Raw genomic sequence first — 16,444 nt, 5'->3', positions numbered from 1 at the left:
GCCTGGCGCACCATGACGTAGCAAAAGACGTACCAGTGATTTGTACTGAACCTTCGACCAAGGCTCATACTCGAACGCAACAGAAGCCACTTACGGAGATCACCAATGGCCAGCATCAAGGCAAAGACTGCTCAAGAAATCCTGATGAACGATTTTCAGACGCTTGTCAGCGACACCGAACGTTTGCTGGAACACACGGCCACCCTGGCAGGCGATCAGGCTGACGAGTTGCGCCAACAAATCCACGACAGTCTGCTGCGCGCCCGTGAAACCTTGAAGCTGACAGAAGACTCCTTGCGTGAACGCGGCCAGGCCGCCGTGACCGCCACCGAAGACTACGTACAGGCCAACCCATGGCAATCGGTCGGCATCGCCGCCGGCGTTGGGTTCCTCCTCGGTCTGTTGGCAACCCGGCGCTGATTATGGCTAACGATGAATTCGGCTCGTCCGCCACGGGCCCAGGCCCCTCATCGCGGCGCCTGGGCGCCGCCTTCCTTGGACTGCTGCACAGCCATGTCGAATTGTTCGGCATTGAATTGCAGGAACAGAAAGCCCGTACCGTCAGCCTGCTGCTGTTCGCCGGCCTGGCGCTGGTATTCGCCTTGCTGCTGCTGGTCGGGCTGTCGACCTTGGTCATGATTCTGTTCTGGGATACGTATCGTTTGCCCGCCATCGTCGGCCTGTGTGTGTTCTATGTGCTCGCCTGCATTTTTTGTGCGGTGCGCCTTAGAGCGGCTATTTTCGATGAGTCTTCGCCCTTCCATGGCACCCTGGAAGAACTGGCCAACGACCGGGAGCGCCTGCTGCCATGAACCTGCCTGAACTGCCTCACAACAGCTCGCGCACGGAAATGCGAAAGGCGCTGATCCGCCTGCGCATGGAAATGCATCGTCAGGAAATCCGCCAGGAGTCCGGGCAGCTGCTGCAACCGTTGCACCGTGTCCGCGGGATGACGCAAAACCTGCACAGTGGCCTGGGCATCAAGCATGCCCCACTCTGGGGCGTGGCTGCCGTCACCCTGCTGGGCTTTCTTACCGGCAAGGGTGCCAAGAGTGGCGGAGTCAGCAGCGTTACCCGGCTAGTCCGCCTGGCCACCACACTGGGGCCATTGATCAAACTGGTCTTGCAGGGCTCGGCCCCCAAACACTGAAGCCATCTGGCTACATTCTTGCAAAGCCACCGGGATGAACCTCTTTTACCAGAGACTTATCCCGGTGGACCTCTTTGGTCATCAGGTTCCATCCAAAAACAAGGTCGACTAAGGAGGCCCCGTGATAGACGGGCAACCGCTTGCCTGCTTTCAACCGTTCATCGACACCGCCACGGGCCGTATCGCCGGAGTCGAGGCGCTGGGCCGGGTGCGTCAGCGGGATGGTCGACTGACGTCCGTGGGACCGCTGTTTGCCGATCCGCGCACGCCGGCCATTGCCCTGCGCCAGCTCGATCGCCAAATCCGCGATAATGCCCTTAGCCGCTTCCATGAAGCCCCCGATGACTGGTTTCTCAGCCTGAACATGTCACCGCGCTGGATCAACCGATTGCGGGCGAACCAGGCGCTGCCGAGCCTCAAGCAATTGAGCCGGCATGGTGTGGATTCACGGCGCATTGTCTTCGAGATCACCGAACTGGGCGGCGACATCCAACGCCTGGCCGAGGTGGTGGCGCGCTATCGCCAGGCAGGTGCACGTATCGCCATCGATGATTTCGGGGCTGGTTACTCGCAGCTCGATCGGGTGCTGGCCTTGCAACCGGACATCCTCAAGCTGGACATGCGACTGTTCCAGGCTGCGGCACTGGGCGGCCCGAGCAGCGATGTGGTCAAGGCACTGGCGCAGATGGCGGAAAAGTCCGGATGCTGGATTATTGCCGAAGGCGTGGAGACCGATGCGCAACTCAATTTTGCCCTGGAATGTGGCTCGCGCTATGTACAGGGTTACTTGTTCGCCGCAGCCGAGACGGACTTTTTTGCCTCAGACGCCTTTGTCGAGCGTTTCGCCGAGTTGCGTCAGCGCTATGTCCAACAAAAACTGGCTGAACGTGGCCGCCTGATGATCATGCGCCAACAACTCAGCGAACTGATGGCGATTCTGCAAACCTGGGCCCAGGCTCGCGCACCGCTCAGCGCCCTGCCGCAACTGGACGCCTTTCCCTGGCTGTTGCGCTTTTATCAATGCGATCGTCACGGTACGCAGTTGACACCTAACCTGGAGTGGCGCAATCAGCGCTGGGAAGCCGACGATCGCTACCTGGGGCACAACTGGTCCTGGCGTCCTTACTTTTATCACTTGCTGGCAGAAGGTTGGGATGAACGGCGACTGACACTCTCCAACACCTATCGCGATGCCACCAGCAATCAGTACTGCCTGACGGCTGGACAGTTTTTCCACAACGGCGAGCGGTTGCTGCTCATCGATATCGATGCGGCCGGGCTGTAGTTGCAGGTTGCGCTTGCAGGCACCGCTACGAACCGGGAAGCTAGGCGTTCAGTCACCTGACGGAGATACCCCGCCTTGGATTGGCATACCCTGCTTACCCGCGAACGCCTCGGAAAACCTCTGCACAGCTCGGAAGAACTCGGCCGCAGCCCTTTCCACAAAGATCACGACCGCATTATTTTCTCCGGTGCATTTCGCCGCCTCGGGCGCAAGACCCAGGTTCACCCGGTATCGAGCAACGACCACATCCATACGCGCTTGACCCACTCGCTGGAAGTCAGTTGTGTGGGTCGCTCGCTGGGCATGCGCGTCGGTGAAACCATCCGCGGCGCCCTGCCCGACTGGTGCGAGCCGAGCGACCTGGGCATGGTGGTGCAATCGGCCTGCCTGGCTCATGACATTGGCAATCCGCCCTTCGGCCATTCCGGTGAAGACGCGATCCGCCACTGGTTCCAGCAAGCAGCAGGCCGTGGCTGGCTGGACGCAATGAGTGAAGCCGAACGCGGTGACTTCCTCAATTTCGAAGGTAATGCCCAAGGCTTCCGGGTCCTCACCCAACTGGAGTATCACCAGTTCGATGGCGGCACCCGACTGACCTACGCCACGCTCGGCTCCTACCTGAAATACCCGTGGACGGCTCGACACGCCGACTCTCTAGGCTACAAGAAGCACAAGTTTGGCTGTTATCAGAGCGAACTGCCGTTGCTGGAACAGATCGCTCACAAGCTGGGCCTGCCGCAACTTGAGGATCAACGCTGGGCGCGGCATCCGCTGGTGTATCTGATGGAGGCCGCCGATGACATCTGCTACGCGCTGATCGACCTTGAAGACGGCCTGGAAATGGAGTTGCTGGAGTACGCCGAGGTCGAATCCCTGCTGCTTGATCTGGTGGGCGACGACCTGCCGGAAACCTATCGCCAGCTCGGACCTTTGGACTCGCGTCGACGCAAGCTGGCGATCCTGCGGGGCAAGGCCATCGAGCACCTGACCAATGCCGCAGCCCGGGCCTTCGTCGAACAACAGGACGCGTTGCTGGCCGGCATGCTGCCAGGCGATCTGGTGGAGCACATGCACGGACCCGCGAAGCGCTGCGTGCTCAATGCGAAAGACATGGCGCGCAAAAAAATCTTCCAGGACAAGCGCAAGACTCTGCACGAAATCGGCGCGTACACCACGCTGGAAATACTCCTGAACGCGTTCTGCGGCGCAGCCCTGGAACAGCACAATGGCCGCACCCCCTCCTTCAAGAGCCGACGCATCCTCGACCTGTTGGGGAACAGCGCACCGAATCCGGACGGACCGTTGCACACCTCGTTCCTGCGCATGATTGATTTCATCGCCGGCATGACCGACAGCTATGCCAGCGAAATGGCGTTGGAGATGACGGGTCGTTCGAGCCAGTGACACCAAATGGGTTGATCGGTCCGAGGGCAGATCAACCTTTTACACCCAGGGCATTCAGCCAACCACGATCTGCGAATCGCCCTACACCTCATGCCGAGCAAACTGATCGAATGATTTTCATTCTTGGGAAACAATAAGACGCCCCGCTGTGTGAGAGACCAAGCGTGAGCAATCCAGGGTTAAAAGACGATTTGCGTATCCTGTTGGTGGAAGACCATCCCTTTCAACTAATGGCAACTCAGTATTTACTTGAAAGTTACGGCTTCACTCAACTGACAACTTGCGACAGTGCCCAGAAGGCCTTGCAAAAAATGCTGGCAGCCGTGCACCCATTTGACATTCTTTTGTGCGACCAATGTCTGCCTGATCTTTCCGGGCTTGATCTGGTCGAACTCGCCAGTCATCAGGGAATGATAAGGCAGGCAATAATATTAAGCAGTTTGACCTGCACGGAACTCGATGGGCTGAAAAAAACCGCGAATGCACACGGCCTACCTTTGTTGGGATATTTGATAAAACCGTTGAAACAATCTGAATTCAGAAACTTGTTGAATTCGGGCAACGCCTAAAACAATCGCTGATAATTTCATTCGAATACATATAAACACTTACAAACTTCCAGAGGAAGTGCCGAGTGAGCGCCATCCATCGTCCGTCTTCATTTAAAACCTAGTTGTTCCGTAGTCCCATTCTTTTTCGATCGTAGGAAGATTCCTATATTGCCGCTTACGGTCTGTCGGTTCATGCGTCCCGTCAACTATCTGAGCTAAGGTGCGCGCTTTATCCGAGCACGCATGGGACTTGATTATGAACTCCGTTTTTATTGTCGACGATCACCCTGTCATCCGCCTTGCCGTCCGAATGTTGCTGGAACACGAAGGTTATAAAGTCGTAGGCGAATCTGATAACGGAGTCGATGCGATGCAGATGGTTCGTGAATGCATGCCGGACCTGGTCATTCTCGATATCAGTATTCCAAAACTCGATGGCCTTGAAGTCCTTGCGCGTTTCAACGCAATGAGTACTCCCTTGAAAACCCTGGTACTCACCGCGCAGTGCCCGACCCTGTTCGGCATTCGCTGCATGCAATCCGGTGCATCGGGATATGTCTGCAAGCAGGAAGACCTGAGCGAACTGGTGAGCGCGATCAAAGCAGTCTTGTCAGGTTACAACTATTTCCCCAGTCAGGCCTTGAACCCTGTTCGCGGAGATGACGCCCGATACGCCGAACTTGAACTGTTCAAGTCGGTTAACGACAGGGAACTGATGGTATTGCAACTATTTGCGCAAGGTCGCACCAACAAGGAAATTGCCAAAGGCATGTTCCTGAGCAATAAAACGGTCAGTACCTATAAAAAACGCCTCATGCAGAAGCTCAAGGCAAAATCCCTGGTTGAACTCATCGAGATGGCAAAACGTAACGCGTTAGTGTGAGCCTCAGGATGCCCCGTCGTTTAAAAAACTGTCTGAAACTGCTGGTTGCGGGTTTATGCCTGAGCACTGCCGCGCACGCAACGCACGGTATCAGCGAAGATTTCACGCTGCTCAGCCGTTCCACGGTCAAGCCCCTGGAGGTCCAGCTCGATCCCACACAACGTCAATGGATCGCAAGCAGGCACGAACTGGTCCTTGGTACGTCAGCCCCGGACTACCCCCCTTTCGACCTGACCATCAGTGGCAAGGATTACGAAGGTTTCACCGCCGATTATGCGGGCATCCTTGGCAAGACTCTGGGCTTGCCGGTCAGGGTCCAGCGGTTCGCGTCCCGTGGTGCAGCCATCAAGGCACTCAAGAAAGGCGAGGTGGATCTGCTGGGGACGGCCAACGGATTCGAAGCCCACAATGCCGACATCGTGCTTTCCGCACCCTATGCCGTGGACCAACCGGTACTGGTCACCCGCGAAGGCGAAACGCGCTCCCTGACCGATGGTCTGGCCGGCTTACGCCTGAGCATGGTGTATCACTATCTGCCTCTGGAGGAAGTCAGGAGCCTCTATCCCAAGGCGATAATCACGTCCTATCCGTCCTACCAGAACGCGATCAATGCCGTGGCGTTCGACCAGGCCGACGTCTTTCTGGGTGACACCATCTCGACCCATTACATGATCAACAAGGGCTACCTGAACAACATTCGCATGGCCAACTTCGGCAAGCATGAAGCACACGGATTCAGCTTTGCCGTACACAGGAACAACCTGGAACTGCTCGGCATCATCAACACGATGCTCACGGCCATCCCCGCCAACGAACGACAGAACATCGCCGAACGCTGGAGTGCCGGCAGCGACATTCTGCTCACCGACCAGAAACTTCAACTTACCGACGCCGAAGAACAGTGGCTGACGCAGCATCCGGTAGTGCGCGTGGTGGTCAACGAAGCCTTCGCACCCCTGACATTTTTCGACAGGGATGGCAATTTTCGCGGGGTGACCGCCGACCTCCTCGAATTGATCCGGCTGCGCACAGGCCTGCGCTTCGACATTCTGCGCAGCCGCAACGATGACGAGATGATCGAACAAGTCCGGCACCACAAAGCCGAAATGATCGCCGCCCTGCTTCCCAGCACGGAACGTGAAACGCAGTTGAATTTCACCCGCCCCTACCTGCAAAACTCCTTCGTTCTGTTGACCCGCAAGGCCGACGACAGCCCGGCCAACCTTCAACAGCTGGAGGGCAAACGCCTGACCATCGCCCAAGGCCATCCGCTGCTGGATTTCCTGCGCAGCGAGTACCCGCAGATCAAGCTGATCGAAACGCCGGACACATTCAGCGCGGTGGAGTTGCTTGCCGACGGCAAGGCCGAAGGTGCCGTCAACTCCCTGGTCATCGCCAACTACTTCATTTCATCCAGGCTTTTCGAACGTACCCTGCAGATCCGCAGCACCATCGGCACCCGACAAGCCGCCTTCTCCCTGGCCACCGGCCGAGATGCAAAAAGAGCTCAATGCCATTCTCAACAAGGCGCTGCTGAGCATCGCCCCGGAAGAACTGGGCATCATCAACAGCCGTTGGCGCGGTTACTCGGCATCGTCACAAAATACCTGGCGCAACTACCAGCGGCTGTTCTATCAGATCGTCATCGGCGCCGGCGTGTTGCTGCTGATCTCCGCTGCCTGGAACGCCTACATGCGGCGCCAGATCAAACAGCGCCAAGCCGCCGAGCGTGCCCTGAACCATCAACTGACCGAACGACGCCAACTGGTCGAGCAACTGCGCCAGGCAAAAGAGCGCGCCGATGAAGCCAACCGCGCCAAAAGCACCTTTCTGGCGACCATGAGCCACGAGATCCGTACGCCGATGAATGCCGTCATCGGTATGCTCGAACTGACGCTCAAGCGTATCGAGAGTGATCATGCCGATCGTCCGGCGATAGATGTGGCGTACAACTCGGCCAAGGATCTGCTGGAACTGATCGGGGACATTCTCGACATCGCCCGGATCGAGTCCGGGCGTCTGAGCCTGAGCCCGGAGCGCGTCAATCCGGGTGAAATCGTCGGGTCGGTCGTCCGCATCTTCGAGGGGCTCGCCCGACAGAAAAACCTGGAACTGCAGGTGGAATTCAACCCGGCCAATCCGGCGAACGATGTCCTGCTCGACCCGATGCGCTTCAAGCAGATCCTGTCGAATCTGGTCAGCAACGCCATCAAGTTCACCGAGCAAGGTCAGGTTCGGATCAACCTGGAGTTACTCGGCACTGCACAACCCGAGCAGGTGCGAATGCTGTTGCAGGTCGAGGACAGTGGCATCGGCATCAGCGAAAGGGATCAACGCAAACTGTTCGAGCCCTTCGCCCAGGCTGACGCCACCGGGCAGTCAGGCAGAGGTGGCGCGGGGCTGGGGCTGGTGATCAGCCGTAGCCTGTGCGAAATGATGGGTGGCACGCTGAAACTGGACAGTCAGCCCGGCGTAGGAACGCAGGTGCAGATTTCACTGCTGCTGCCCATGCTGCCGATCGAACGTGCATCACCGGTCGCCGAGCCAATCGTACACACGAGTACCGCGCCATTGGACATTTTGGTGGTCGACGACCATCCGGCGAACCGCTTGCTGATGTGCCAGCAACTGGAATTTCTCGGACACCGCTTCAGTGTTGCCGAAGAGGGTGAAGCGGGCCTCCAGGCGTGGAGAACGCAGCGATTTGATCTGGTGATTGTCGATTGCAACATGCCGATCATGAATGGCTACGAACTCGCTCGCGCCATTCGCGAGGATGAACGGCAAACCGGGCGCCCGCGCTGCACTGTCCTGGGCTTCACCGCCAACGCGCAACCGGAAGAGCTGCAGCGGTGCATACAGGCCGGGATGGACGACTGCCTGTTCAAGCCGCTGACGCTGACAGCCTTGAGCCAATGGGTTGCCGGCATCGCGCCGCGCGACCCTGTTCCCGCGTTCAGCCTGAGTGGGCTGCACTTGATGACCGGCGGCAATCCAGCGATGGACCTGCGCCTGTTGACCGAGTTGTTGAACAGTAACGATGTGGATCGACGGGCGCTGCAGGCGTTGTGCGGCTGCAATGAGCCGCAGGCGTTCCTTGATATTGCACACAAAATCAAAGGGGCGGCGCGCATCGTCCAGGCCCGACGCCTGATCGAATGCTGCGAGGCGCTCGAGCGAGTTTGTCAGCCGACGTTGCAAGCTCACGAACTCACCCAACGCTGCCAAGCGCTGGAGCACGCGATGATTGAATTGGGGCAGGAGCTGCAGCAGCAAATCGCACAGGTCGAAAAAAGCATTTTGACGCAGCCTTAACTATGCTTGGGCGCTGAGCAGTGTGTTCACACGCCATGGAGAAGTCTGCAATGCCCAACTCACTGCGTCCGCATCTACGGCGGTTCCCGCTGCATGTGCACATCAGCGTGATGTTCACCCTGCTGTTGATGTTGACCGGCACGGTGCTCGGCCTTTTCAACTACCAGCAGACCACGCAGATCATCCTGTCCAGCAGTGAAAAACTCTTCCAGCGCATCGAGCAGGACGTGCGCCTCGACTTGCAGGCCACCTATGAACCCATCCGCCACCTGCTCAGCCTGCTGGTGCACGACTCCGCGACCCAGGCCACCGACCTCGATCAACGCCTGAAGCTGCTCCTGCCGTTCAGCCAGTCGCTCAAGGACAACCCCAACCTTGCCTCACTGTACGTGGGCTACGACAGTGGCGACTTTTTCATGGTGCGGCCACTGCGAACAGCGGCCCTGAAGACCCTGCTCAAGGCGCCGGACGCTGCGGCCTATCAGGTCTGGAGCATCGAGCGCCTCGTTGGAGACCAGGACCGCTCGCAATCGTTGTTTTTCGATCGGGACTTGAACCTCCTCAGTCGCGAGGACAACCCGGACGAGAGCTACGATCCGCGAACCCGTGCCTGGTTCTCCAGTGCCCGACGCGCCAGCGACCAGATCACCACCGAGCCCTACCTGTTTTTTTCCACGCACAACGTCGGCACCACCCTGGCCCGTCGCAGCGGCGCCCATGCCGTCATGGGTGCCGACCTGACGCTGGCCGAACTGTCGGCGACCCTGGCCAAACATGTCGTGACCCCGCGCACCGAAATCGTCCTGCTCGATGCCCAGGGCAATGCCATCGCCTACCCGGACACCAGCAAGTTGATCGTGGATGACCAGACAGCCCGCCTGAACAAAGCCGCCGACCTGAGTCCCGCTCTCGGCACGCTGCTCCATAGCCCGGCCACAGGCCAGCGACTGCGGGCTGACGGACGCCAGTGGATCGTTGCCCAGAGCCACATGACGGAAGGTGGCCCCAAAGGGTTGCAACTGGCGATGCTGGTGCCGGAAGACGAATTGCTCGTCGATGCCTACCGCCTGCGCTGGCAAGGTGCGCTGATTACCCTGGCCACGTTACTGTTGTGCCTGCCATTGGGCTGGCTGATCTCCCGGATTCTGGTCAGGCCCTTGCACACCCTGGTTCATGAAGCCGATGCCATTCGCAGTTTCAACTTCAAGCAACCCATCTCGCGTCGCTCCCTGGTGCTCGAAATCGACCAGTTGAGCGTCTCGATGAGTCGCATGAAGGACACGCTCGCGGGGTTCTTCCAGATCACCGACAGCCTGAGTGCCGAGACCCGGTTCGCGCCCCTGCTGGAGCGTGTCCTGTTTGAAACCGTAAAAATCGCCCAGGCCCAGGCTGGGCTGATCTACCTGCGGGAAAACGACGATGATCGCGTGGAGCTTCACGGGCTGGTGATCAACGACAGTTCCCGGGCATTGCCAGCGTTCGGTATTCGTGGCCACAACCTGCGGGACCCGCAATGCCCGTCATGGCTGCAGCAGTTGTCGAGCGCCAACAATGTGGTCACCAACATGGGTTTCGAACAGGCGGGCGACCTGCAGGGTGTGTTGCGGGAAATGGGCGCTCCCCGGGCGCACTTGATCGGCATCCGCCTGCACAATCGCCATAACGAAACCGTGGGGCTGCTGGTCCTGCTGCTGGCCGACAGCGGCGATCAAAGTGACCTGGAAAAGCTCAAACCCGATCGCATCGCCTTCCTCCAGGCAGTCTCCGGAGCGGCTGCCGTGAGTATCGAAAGTCAGCGCCTGCAAGCCAAACAGAAGCAATTGCTGGACGCCTTCATTCAATTGCTCGCCGGAGCGATCGACGCCAAGAGTCCCTACACCGGCGGGCACTGCCAGCGGGTGCCGGCGCTGGCGTTGATGCTTGCGCAGGCTGCTGCAGCCAGCCAGGAAGAGGCCTTCAGCGACTACCACCCCACGGAAGACGAGTGGGAGGCGCTGCATATCGCGGCGTGGCTACATGACTGCGGCAAAGTGACCACCCCCGAATACGTTGTCGACAAAGCCACCAAGCTGGAAACCCTGAACGATCGCATCCACGAAATCCGCACCCGTTTCGAAGTCCTCAAGCGCGATGCGTGGGTCAGTTACTGGCAGGCCGTCGCCCAAGGTGGCGACGAGCAGCACCTGGCCGAACTGCGCGATGCGGCTCTCGCTGAGCTGGACAATGATTTTGCCTTCATCGCCCGTTGCAATCTCGGCGGCGAAGCGATGGCCGACGACGATCTGCAACGCTTGCGCAGCCTGGCCCAACGTACCTGGATCCGTACCCTGGACGATCGCCTGGGCGTGTCCTGGGAAGAGAACCGGCGACAGGCGCGAACCCCGGCGCCGACTCTGCCAGTACACGAACCGCTGCTGGCGGACAAACCCGAACATCTGTTCGAACGCAGCGAGGCCGAACTGATACCGCAGGACAATCCCTGGGGCTTCAAGCTCGACGTGCCGCCCTACAAGTACAACCGGGGCGAGCTTTACAACCTGAGCATTACCCGAGGCACGCTGACCCGAGAGGAACGTTACGTCATCAACCATCACATGGTGCAGACAATCCTGATGCTCAGTCACCTGCCCTTCCCCGGGCACTTGGGCAACGTGGCGGAAATCGCCGGCGGCCACCACGAAAAAATGGACGGCACCGGTTATCCCAAACGATTGAAACGCGGGGAAATGAGCCTGCCGGCTCGAATGATGGCAATCGCCGATATTTTCGAAGCCTTGACGGCGGCGGACCGCCCCTACAAGAAAGCCAAATCATTGAGCGAGGCGCTGGGCATCATGGCCTCCATGTGCCGCGACGCCCACATTGACCCGCAGTTGTTTGGCCTGTTCATCAATGCGGGCATCTATCAGCAATACGCTGATGAATTTCTCGATCCACAGCAGATCGATGCGGTGGACCCACCGGCCTTGCTGATCAAGGCCGGCCTTCTGTGATCAGCAGTCGGTCAGACGCAGGAAAATCGCGGCCAGTTGTTCGATCCCGACTTGATCCTCAGCGGTAAACCGCGCCAGCTTCGGGCTGTCGAGGTCCAGCACGCCAATCAGGCGACCGTCCTTGACCAACGGCACCACCAGTTCACTGTTCGACGCACTGTCGCAGGCGATATGCCCGGGGAAGGCGTGAACGTCTTCGACCAATTGAGTCTGCAACGTCGCCGCCGCGGTCCCGCACACCCCGCGCCCGAACGGAATTCGCACGCAAGCGATCTGCCCCTGAAACGGGCCAAGCACCAGTTCTTCGTTGCGATTGAGGTAGAACCCGGCCCAGTTCAGATCATCGAGCTGGTTAAACAAGAACGCCGAGAACTGCGCGGCGTTGGCAATGAAATCACGCTCATCCGCCAGCAGGGATTCCAGCTGCGCGTGGAGCATGCCGTAGCCCTCCAGACCCTGGCCGCTTTGTTTTAGATCAATCATGCCTTGTGCTCCAACAGCTTCAGCCCGACCCAATAGCGGGCAAATTGATAGGCGCAACGTCCATTGCGATTGCCTCGCCCGGTGGCCCAGCGCACGGCAAGGATGTCCAGCTCTTCATCACGCTGCCACTTCAGCCCGGCCTTGTCCGCCAGTTGACCGATCCAGTGCTCGACCACGTTGAGAAAGTGTTCCTGGGTGAATGGATAGAACGACAGCCACAGGCCGAAACGGTCGGATAGCGCGATCTTGTCTTCCACGGCTTCGCTCGGATGCAGTTCGCCGTCGACCCGTTTCCAGTTTTCGTTGTCGCTTTCCTTTTCCGGCACCAGGTGGCGGCGGTTCGAGGTGGCGTAAAGCAGCACGTTGTCCGGCGCCTGCTCGAGGGAACCGTCGAGCACGCTCTTGAGGACGCGGTAATCGCCTTCGCCCGACTCGAACGACAGGTCATCGCAAAACAGCACGAAACGCTGGGGCAATTTGGCGATCTGTTCGACTACCCGCGGCAGATCCGCCAGGTGATCGCGCTCGATCTCGATCAGGCGCAGACCCGCCTTGGCGTGTTCGGCCAGCAGCGCGCGTACCAGCGAGGATTTGCCGGTACCCCGCGAACCCCATAGCAAAGCGTGGTTGGCCGGCATGCCATCGATGAATTGCTGGGTGTTGCGCCCCAGTTGCTCCAGCTGGCGCTCGACCCCGATCAAGTCGGACAGGCGCATGTCGAGGCTGACCTGCAGCGGCAGCAAAAAACCGCTGCGCCCTTCGCGCTGCCAGCGCGCAGCCAGACATTGGGTCCAGTCGATGGCTTGACGGGGAGCAGGCAACAGGGGTTCGATACGGGCCAGGACGGCATCGGCGCGTTCAAGAAAAGCATTCAATCGGGAATCCACGTCTTCTCCTCGGGCACGTTCACAGTGATGATGGCGCTGCAGCGACGAAACACGGCACTCGATGCCAGGCAGATCCCTTGTCAACAAGGACTCGCGCGAACATCGGCAGCCATGCATGATCGACTATGCTTGAGCAGCGAAGGGATACGGAAGTGGTTCGACACCCCATGGATATCAAGTTCACCAACCGGCTGTCCTACAAACAAGCCCGGCTTACCGTGCTGGTGGGTTTTATTCTGGGCACGCTGCTCAGCCTGCTGCAAATAGGCATCGATTATGCCAGCGAAGACGCCTCCATCAACCGGGAAATACAGTCTTTACTGGAAATCAGCCACAACCCCGCCTCACGAATTGCCTACAACATCGACGCCGAACTGGCCCAGGAACTGACAATGGGCCTGCTGCGTTCGCCAGCGATCATCGGCGCACAACTGACTGACAACAACGGTTCGGTGCTGGCCAGCGTCAAGCGCCCCGGCGTCCAGAGTGGCTACCGGGTGATCAGCGACTTCCTGTTTGGCGCCAATCGCACCTTTGAAGATCGTCTTTACCTGGACCATTTGCCGAGCGAATCTCTCGGCACCCTGCGGCTGGATGTCGACACCTATGCCTTCGGCAGCCGCTTCCTGAAGCGCGCCGAGGTGACCCTGCTCAATGGATTCGCCCGCAGCCTGCTGCTGACCGGCATCCTGCTGGCGTTGTTCTATGTCATGTTGACCAAACCCCTGGTGCGCGTCATTCGCGAACTCAGCAGCCGTGACTCGCGCAGTGTCACCCCCACCTGGCTTGAGTGCCCCGGCGGTCATGAGAACGATGAGATCGGTGTGCTGGTCAAGGTTGCGAACCAGCAGTTCGAAAACATCGCCACCGAAATCCAGCAACGACGCAATGCCGAAAACCGTCTGACCGATTATCTGGGGCAACTGGAAAACATCGTGTCTGCACGTACGGCGGAACTCAAGGCGAGCAACGCCCGGCTCAGCCAGTCCAACGGGGAGCTGGAAGTCGCTCGCAGCACCGCCCTGGACATGGCCGAAGCGCGCTCGACATTCCTTGCCAACATGAGTCACGAGATCCGCACGCCCCTCAATGGTTTGCTGGGAATGATCGCCCTGTCCCTGGACGGACCGCTCAATGCCGAACAGCAGCAACAGCTGTCCATTGCCCACGACTCGGGCAAAGTCCTGGTGGAGTTGCTCAACGACATCCTCGACCTGTCGAAATTCGATGCCGGCCAGCTCGAACTCGAACACATTCCTTTCGACCTCGGTGCACTGATCGAGGACACCGCCAACCTGCTGTCGCAGAACGCTGCACCCAGTGTAGAACTGACCTGCCTGATCGAGCCCGCCTTTCCAGCGCTGGTCCTCGGCGACCCGACGCGGGTGCGCCAGATCGTCAGCAACCTGCTGTCCAACGCGCTCAAATTCACCCGTTTTGGCCGTGTCGACGTGCGTCTGTCAACCTACGAAGAAGGCGTGAGGATCGAAGTCTGCGATACAGGAATCGGCATCGCCCAGGATGCCCAGGTGAAGATCTTCCAACCCTTCACCCAGGCCGGTGCCGGTATCACCCGTCAATTCGGCGGCACCGGGTTGGGGCTGGCGCTGACCTACAACCTCTGCGAAGCGATGCAGGGGCGGCTCACCATCAGCTCTGAAGCCGGTTTCGGCAGCCAGTTCTGCGCCGATCTCCCGCTGCCCTGTCACACGCGCGCCCTGCCGCCTGCAGCCTTGCGCGGCAAAATCATTGCGATCACGGCGGCCAACAGCGGCCTGGCTGAACTGCTGCAAAGCCTGCTGCCGGGCTGGGGGCTCGATTATCAGCAACGCTCGCTCGACGACCCGATGACCGGGCTCAACCCCGACATGGTGATCACCGATTGCCCGCAGTGCCTGTTCAATCTGCGCCCCCATTGCGCTGCACCGATTCTCCTGGTGACCGCCTACGGCAGTTTCCTGCCCAGCGAAGAAGCCAGCGCCCTGGCGCCTCTTCAACAGCAGGCGCGTCCGCTGGCACGCAACGCGCTGTATCAGACGTTGCGGCGGGTCCTGCAGCCGGAGATCAACACCCTGAACGATATTCGCCTCGAAACCCTTTCACCCCAACGACGTGGACGGGTGTTGCTGGTCGAAGACAATCCGGTCAACCAACTGGTGGCCAAGGGCATGCTGGGTAAACTCGGCTGCGAGGTGATCGTCGCCGCGCATGGCGGCGAAGCGCTCGATCAACTGGAGCATGGCGATTTCGACCTGGTCTTGATGGACTGCAACATGCCGGTGATGGATGGTTACGAAGCCAGCCGGCAAATCCGTCGCAGCGGGCGCTGGCCGCAATTGCCCATTGTCGCGCTGACGGCCAACGCCATGTCCGAAGAGCGTGAACGTTGCCGCGCGGCGGGCATGAACGATTACCTGGCCAAACCCTTCCGCCGCGAGGAACTGGCCACGCTGCTGGATTTGTGGATGCCGGCTACGAAATTGCCTTGATCTGCCCCAACAAGTGATCCAGGCCCGCTCGCAAATCGTTGAGCCGATCCAGATCGACACCGCTGTCGCACAACAATCGGGCCTTGAGCGGCCCAACCTGTTCGCGCAATGCCTGGCCGGCAGGCGACAGGCTCAAATGAACCTCGCGCTCATCCCGTGCCGAACGCCGACGTTGCACCAACTGCAACTGTTCAAGGCGCTTGAGCAACGGCGTCAACGTCCCGGAGTCAAGCGCCAGGCGCTCACCCAGAGCCTTGACGGTCGGTTGCTCCGGCACGGCGTCCTGCCATTCCCACAGCACCAGCATCGCCAGGTACTGCGGGTAGGTCAGGCCCAGTTGGTCGAGCATCGGCTTGTAGGCGCGGATCACCGCCCGGGAGGCGGCGTACAACTTGAAGCAAAGCTGGTTATCGAGTTTCAGGGCATCGACAGGCAAGCTGTTCATTTGAGCAGGGCTTCGATCTCGCGACTCAGATCCTGCGGCTTGGTGGCCGGAGCGAAGCGCTTGACCAACTGGCCGTCCTTGCCGATCAGGAACTTGGTGAAATTCCACTTGATGCCTTGGGAGCCCAGCACACCCGGTGCGCGTTTTTTCAACTGGACGAACAGCGGGTGGGCACCGGTGCCGTTGACCTCGATCTTTTTGAAGAGGGGGAAGCTGACTCCGTAATTCAGCTCGCAGAACTCGGAAATCGCCCCTTCGTTACCCGGTTCCTGTTTGCCGAACTGGTTGCAGGGAAAACCCAGCACCACCAAACCCTGGTCCTTGTAGGTTTGCCACAGTTCCTCAAGGCCTTTGTACTGCGGGGTGAAGCCGCATTTGCTGGCGGTGTTGACCACCAGCACGGCTTTGCCGGCGAAGTCCGCCAGGGTCTTTTGTTCACCCTTGATGGTGGTGCAAGGGATGCTCAGCAGATTGTCGCTCATGGGAGGGGTCCTCTTGTTGGAGGCTGAAACATAGCGAGCAATTGAATTGTGTGCAATTTAAATATTCAAGGAGCGAT

The 16,444-nt window shown here is 59.3% G+C and carries 13 protein-coding genes and 1 pseudogene; 10 read left to right on the top strand and 4 right to left on the bottom strand.

From position 1 onward, the window contains the following. Nucleotides 1-105 precede the first annotated feature (105 nt). From AB4N64_RS03805 to AB4N64_RS03765, 9 genes and pseudogenes are all read left to right on the top strand, one after another. Nucleotides 106-420, top strand: coding sequence for an ElaB/YgaM/YqjD family protein (locus AB4N64_RS03805; protein WP_460122106.1), 315 nt, complete (start codon nucleotides 106-108; stop codon nucleotides 418-420). Nucleotides 421-422: 2 nt separating this feature from the next. Then, complete coding sequence (locus AB4N64_RS03800; protein WP_460122104.1) at nucleotides 423-812, top strand: phage holin family protein; 390 nt, start codon at nucleotides 423-425, stop codon at nucleotides 810-812. Continuing rightward, the gene (locus AB4N64_RS03795) at nucleotides 809-1,150 is read left to right on the top strand and encodes a hypothetical protein (RefSeq protein ID WP_460122102.1); all 342 of its coding nucleotides are present in this window, start codon (nucleotides 809-811) and stop codon (nucleotides 1,148-1,150) included. Before AB4N64_RS03800 ends, AB4N64_RS03795 begins: the two co-directional genes overlap by 4 nt. Nucleotides 1,151-1,271: 121 nt before the next feature. Then, on the top strand, nucleotides 1,272-2,435 hold the full coding sequence (locus AB4N64_RS03790) for an EAL domain-containing protein (RefSeq protein WP_460122100.1): 1,164 nt from the start codon (nucleotides 1,272-1,274) through the stop codon (nucleotides 2,433-2,435). Between the two features lie 75 nt (nucleotides 2,436-2,510). Next, nucleotides 2,511-3,839, top strand: coding sequence for a deoxyguanosinetriphosphate triphosphohydrolase (locus AB4N64_RS03785; RefSeq protein ID WP_460122098.1), 1,329 nt, complete (start codon nucleotides 2,511-2,513; stop codon nucleotides 3,837-3,839). A 164-nt stretch (nucleotides 3,840-4,003) separates the two neighbouring features. Beyond that, nucleotides 4,004-4,408, top strand: coding sequence for a response regulator (locus AB4N64_RS03780; protein WP_460122096.1), 405 nt, complete (start codon nucleotides 4,004-4,006; stop codon nucleotides 4,406-4,408). A 238-nt stretch (nucleotides 4,409-4,646) separates the two neighbouring features. After that, the gene (locus AB4N64_RS03775; RefSeq protein ID WP_460122094.1) at nucleotides 4,647-5,273 is read left to right on the top strand and encodes a response regulator; all 627 of its coding nucleotides are present in this window, start codon (nucleotides 4,647-4,649) and stop codon (nucleotides 5,271-5,273) included. A gap of 8 nt (nucleotides 5,274-5,281) precedes the next feature. Beyond that, nucleotides 5,282-8,588, top strand: a pseudogene (locus AB4N64_RS03770) (transporter substrate-binding domain-containing protein). Nucleotides 8,589-8,638: 50 nt separating this feature from the next. Beyond that, nucleotides 8,639-11,581 carry an HD domain-containing phosphohydrolase gene (locus tag AB4N64_RS03765; RefSeq protein WP_460122092.1) on the top strand — a complete coding sequence of 981 codons (2,943 nt, stop codon included), beginning with the start codon at nucleotides 8,639-8,641 and terminating at the stop codon, nucleotides 11,579-11,581. Here the strand turns inward: AB4N64_RS03765 and AB4N64_RS03760 are convergent, their stop codons facing one another. Together AB4N64_RS03760 and AB4N64_RS03755 are read right to left on the bottom strand one after the other, a co-directional pair. Next, nucleotides 11,582-12,064 (bottom strand): GAF domain-containing protein, encoded by a 483-nt coding sequence (locus AB4N64_RS03760; protein WP_460122090.1) that lies wholly within the window; start codon nucleotides 12,062-12,064, stop codon nucleotides 11,582-11,584. It abuts the gene before it with no gap. Next, nucleotides 12,061-12,951 carry an ATP-binding protein gene (locus AB4N64_RS03755; protein ID WP_460122089.1) on the bottom strand — a complete coding sequence of 297 codons (891 nt, stop codon included), beginning with the start codon at nucleotides 12,949-12,951 and terminating at the stop codon, nucleotides 12,061-12,063. The genes AB4N64_RS03760 and AB4N64_RS03755 overlap by 4 nt, the downstream gene beginning before the upstream one ends. Nucleotides 12,952-13,118: 167 nt before the next feature. Between AB4N64_RS03755 and AB4N64_RS03750 the strand changes: the two genes are divergently transcribed. Further along, complete coding sequence (locus AB4N64_RS03750) at nucleotides 13,119-15,440, top strand: hybrid sensor histidine kinase/response regulator (protein ID WP_460122087.1); 2,322 nt, start codon at nucleotides 13,119-13,121, stop codon at nucleotides 15,438-15,440. Here AB4N64_RS03750 and AB4N64_RS03745 read toward each other — a convergent pair. Together AB4N64_RS03745 and AB4N64_RS03740 are read right to left on the bottom strand one after the other, a co-directional pair. Next, nucleotides 15,424-15,885: a MarR family winged helix-turn-helix transcriptional regulator gene (locus AB4N64_RS03745; protein WP_460122085.1), complete on the bottom strand. Its 462-nt coding sequence runs from the start codon at nucleotides 15,883-15,885 to the stop codon at nucleotides 15,424-15,426. The genes AB4N64_RS03750 and AB4N64_RS03745 overlap by 17 nt on opposite strands. Next, the gene (locus AB4N64_RS03740; protein WP_175376994.1) at nucleotides 15,882-16,367 is read right to left on the bottom strand and encodes a glutathione peroxidase; all 486 of its coding nucleotides are present in this window, start codon (nucleotides 16,365-16,367) and stop codon (nucleotides 15,882-15,884) included. Before AB4N64_RS03740 ends, AB4N64_RS03745 begins: the two co-directional genes overlap by 4 nt. Nucleotides 16,368-16,444 lie beyond the last annotated feature (77 nt).

Source organism: Pseudomonas sp. S2_C03, from assembly GCF_054668405.1.
This window is presented reverse-complemented; position numbering and strand designations above follow the sequence as displayed.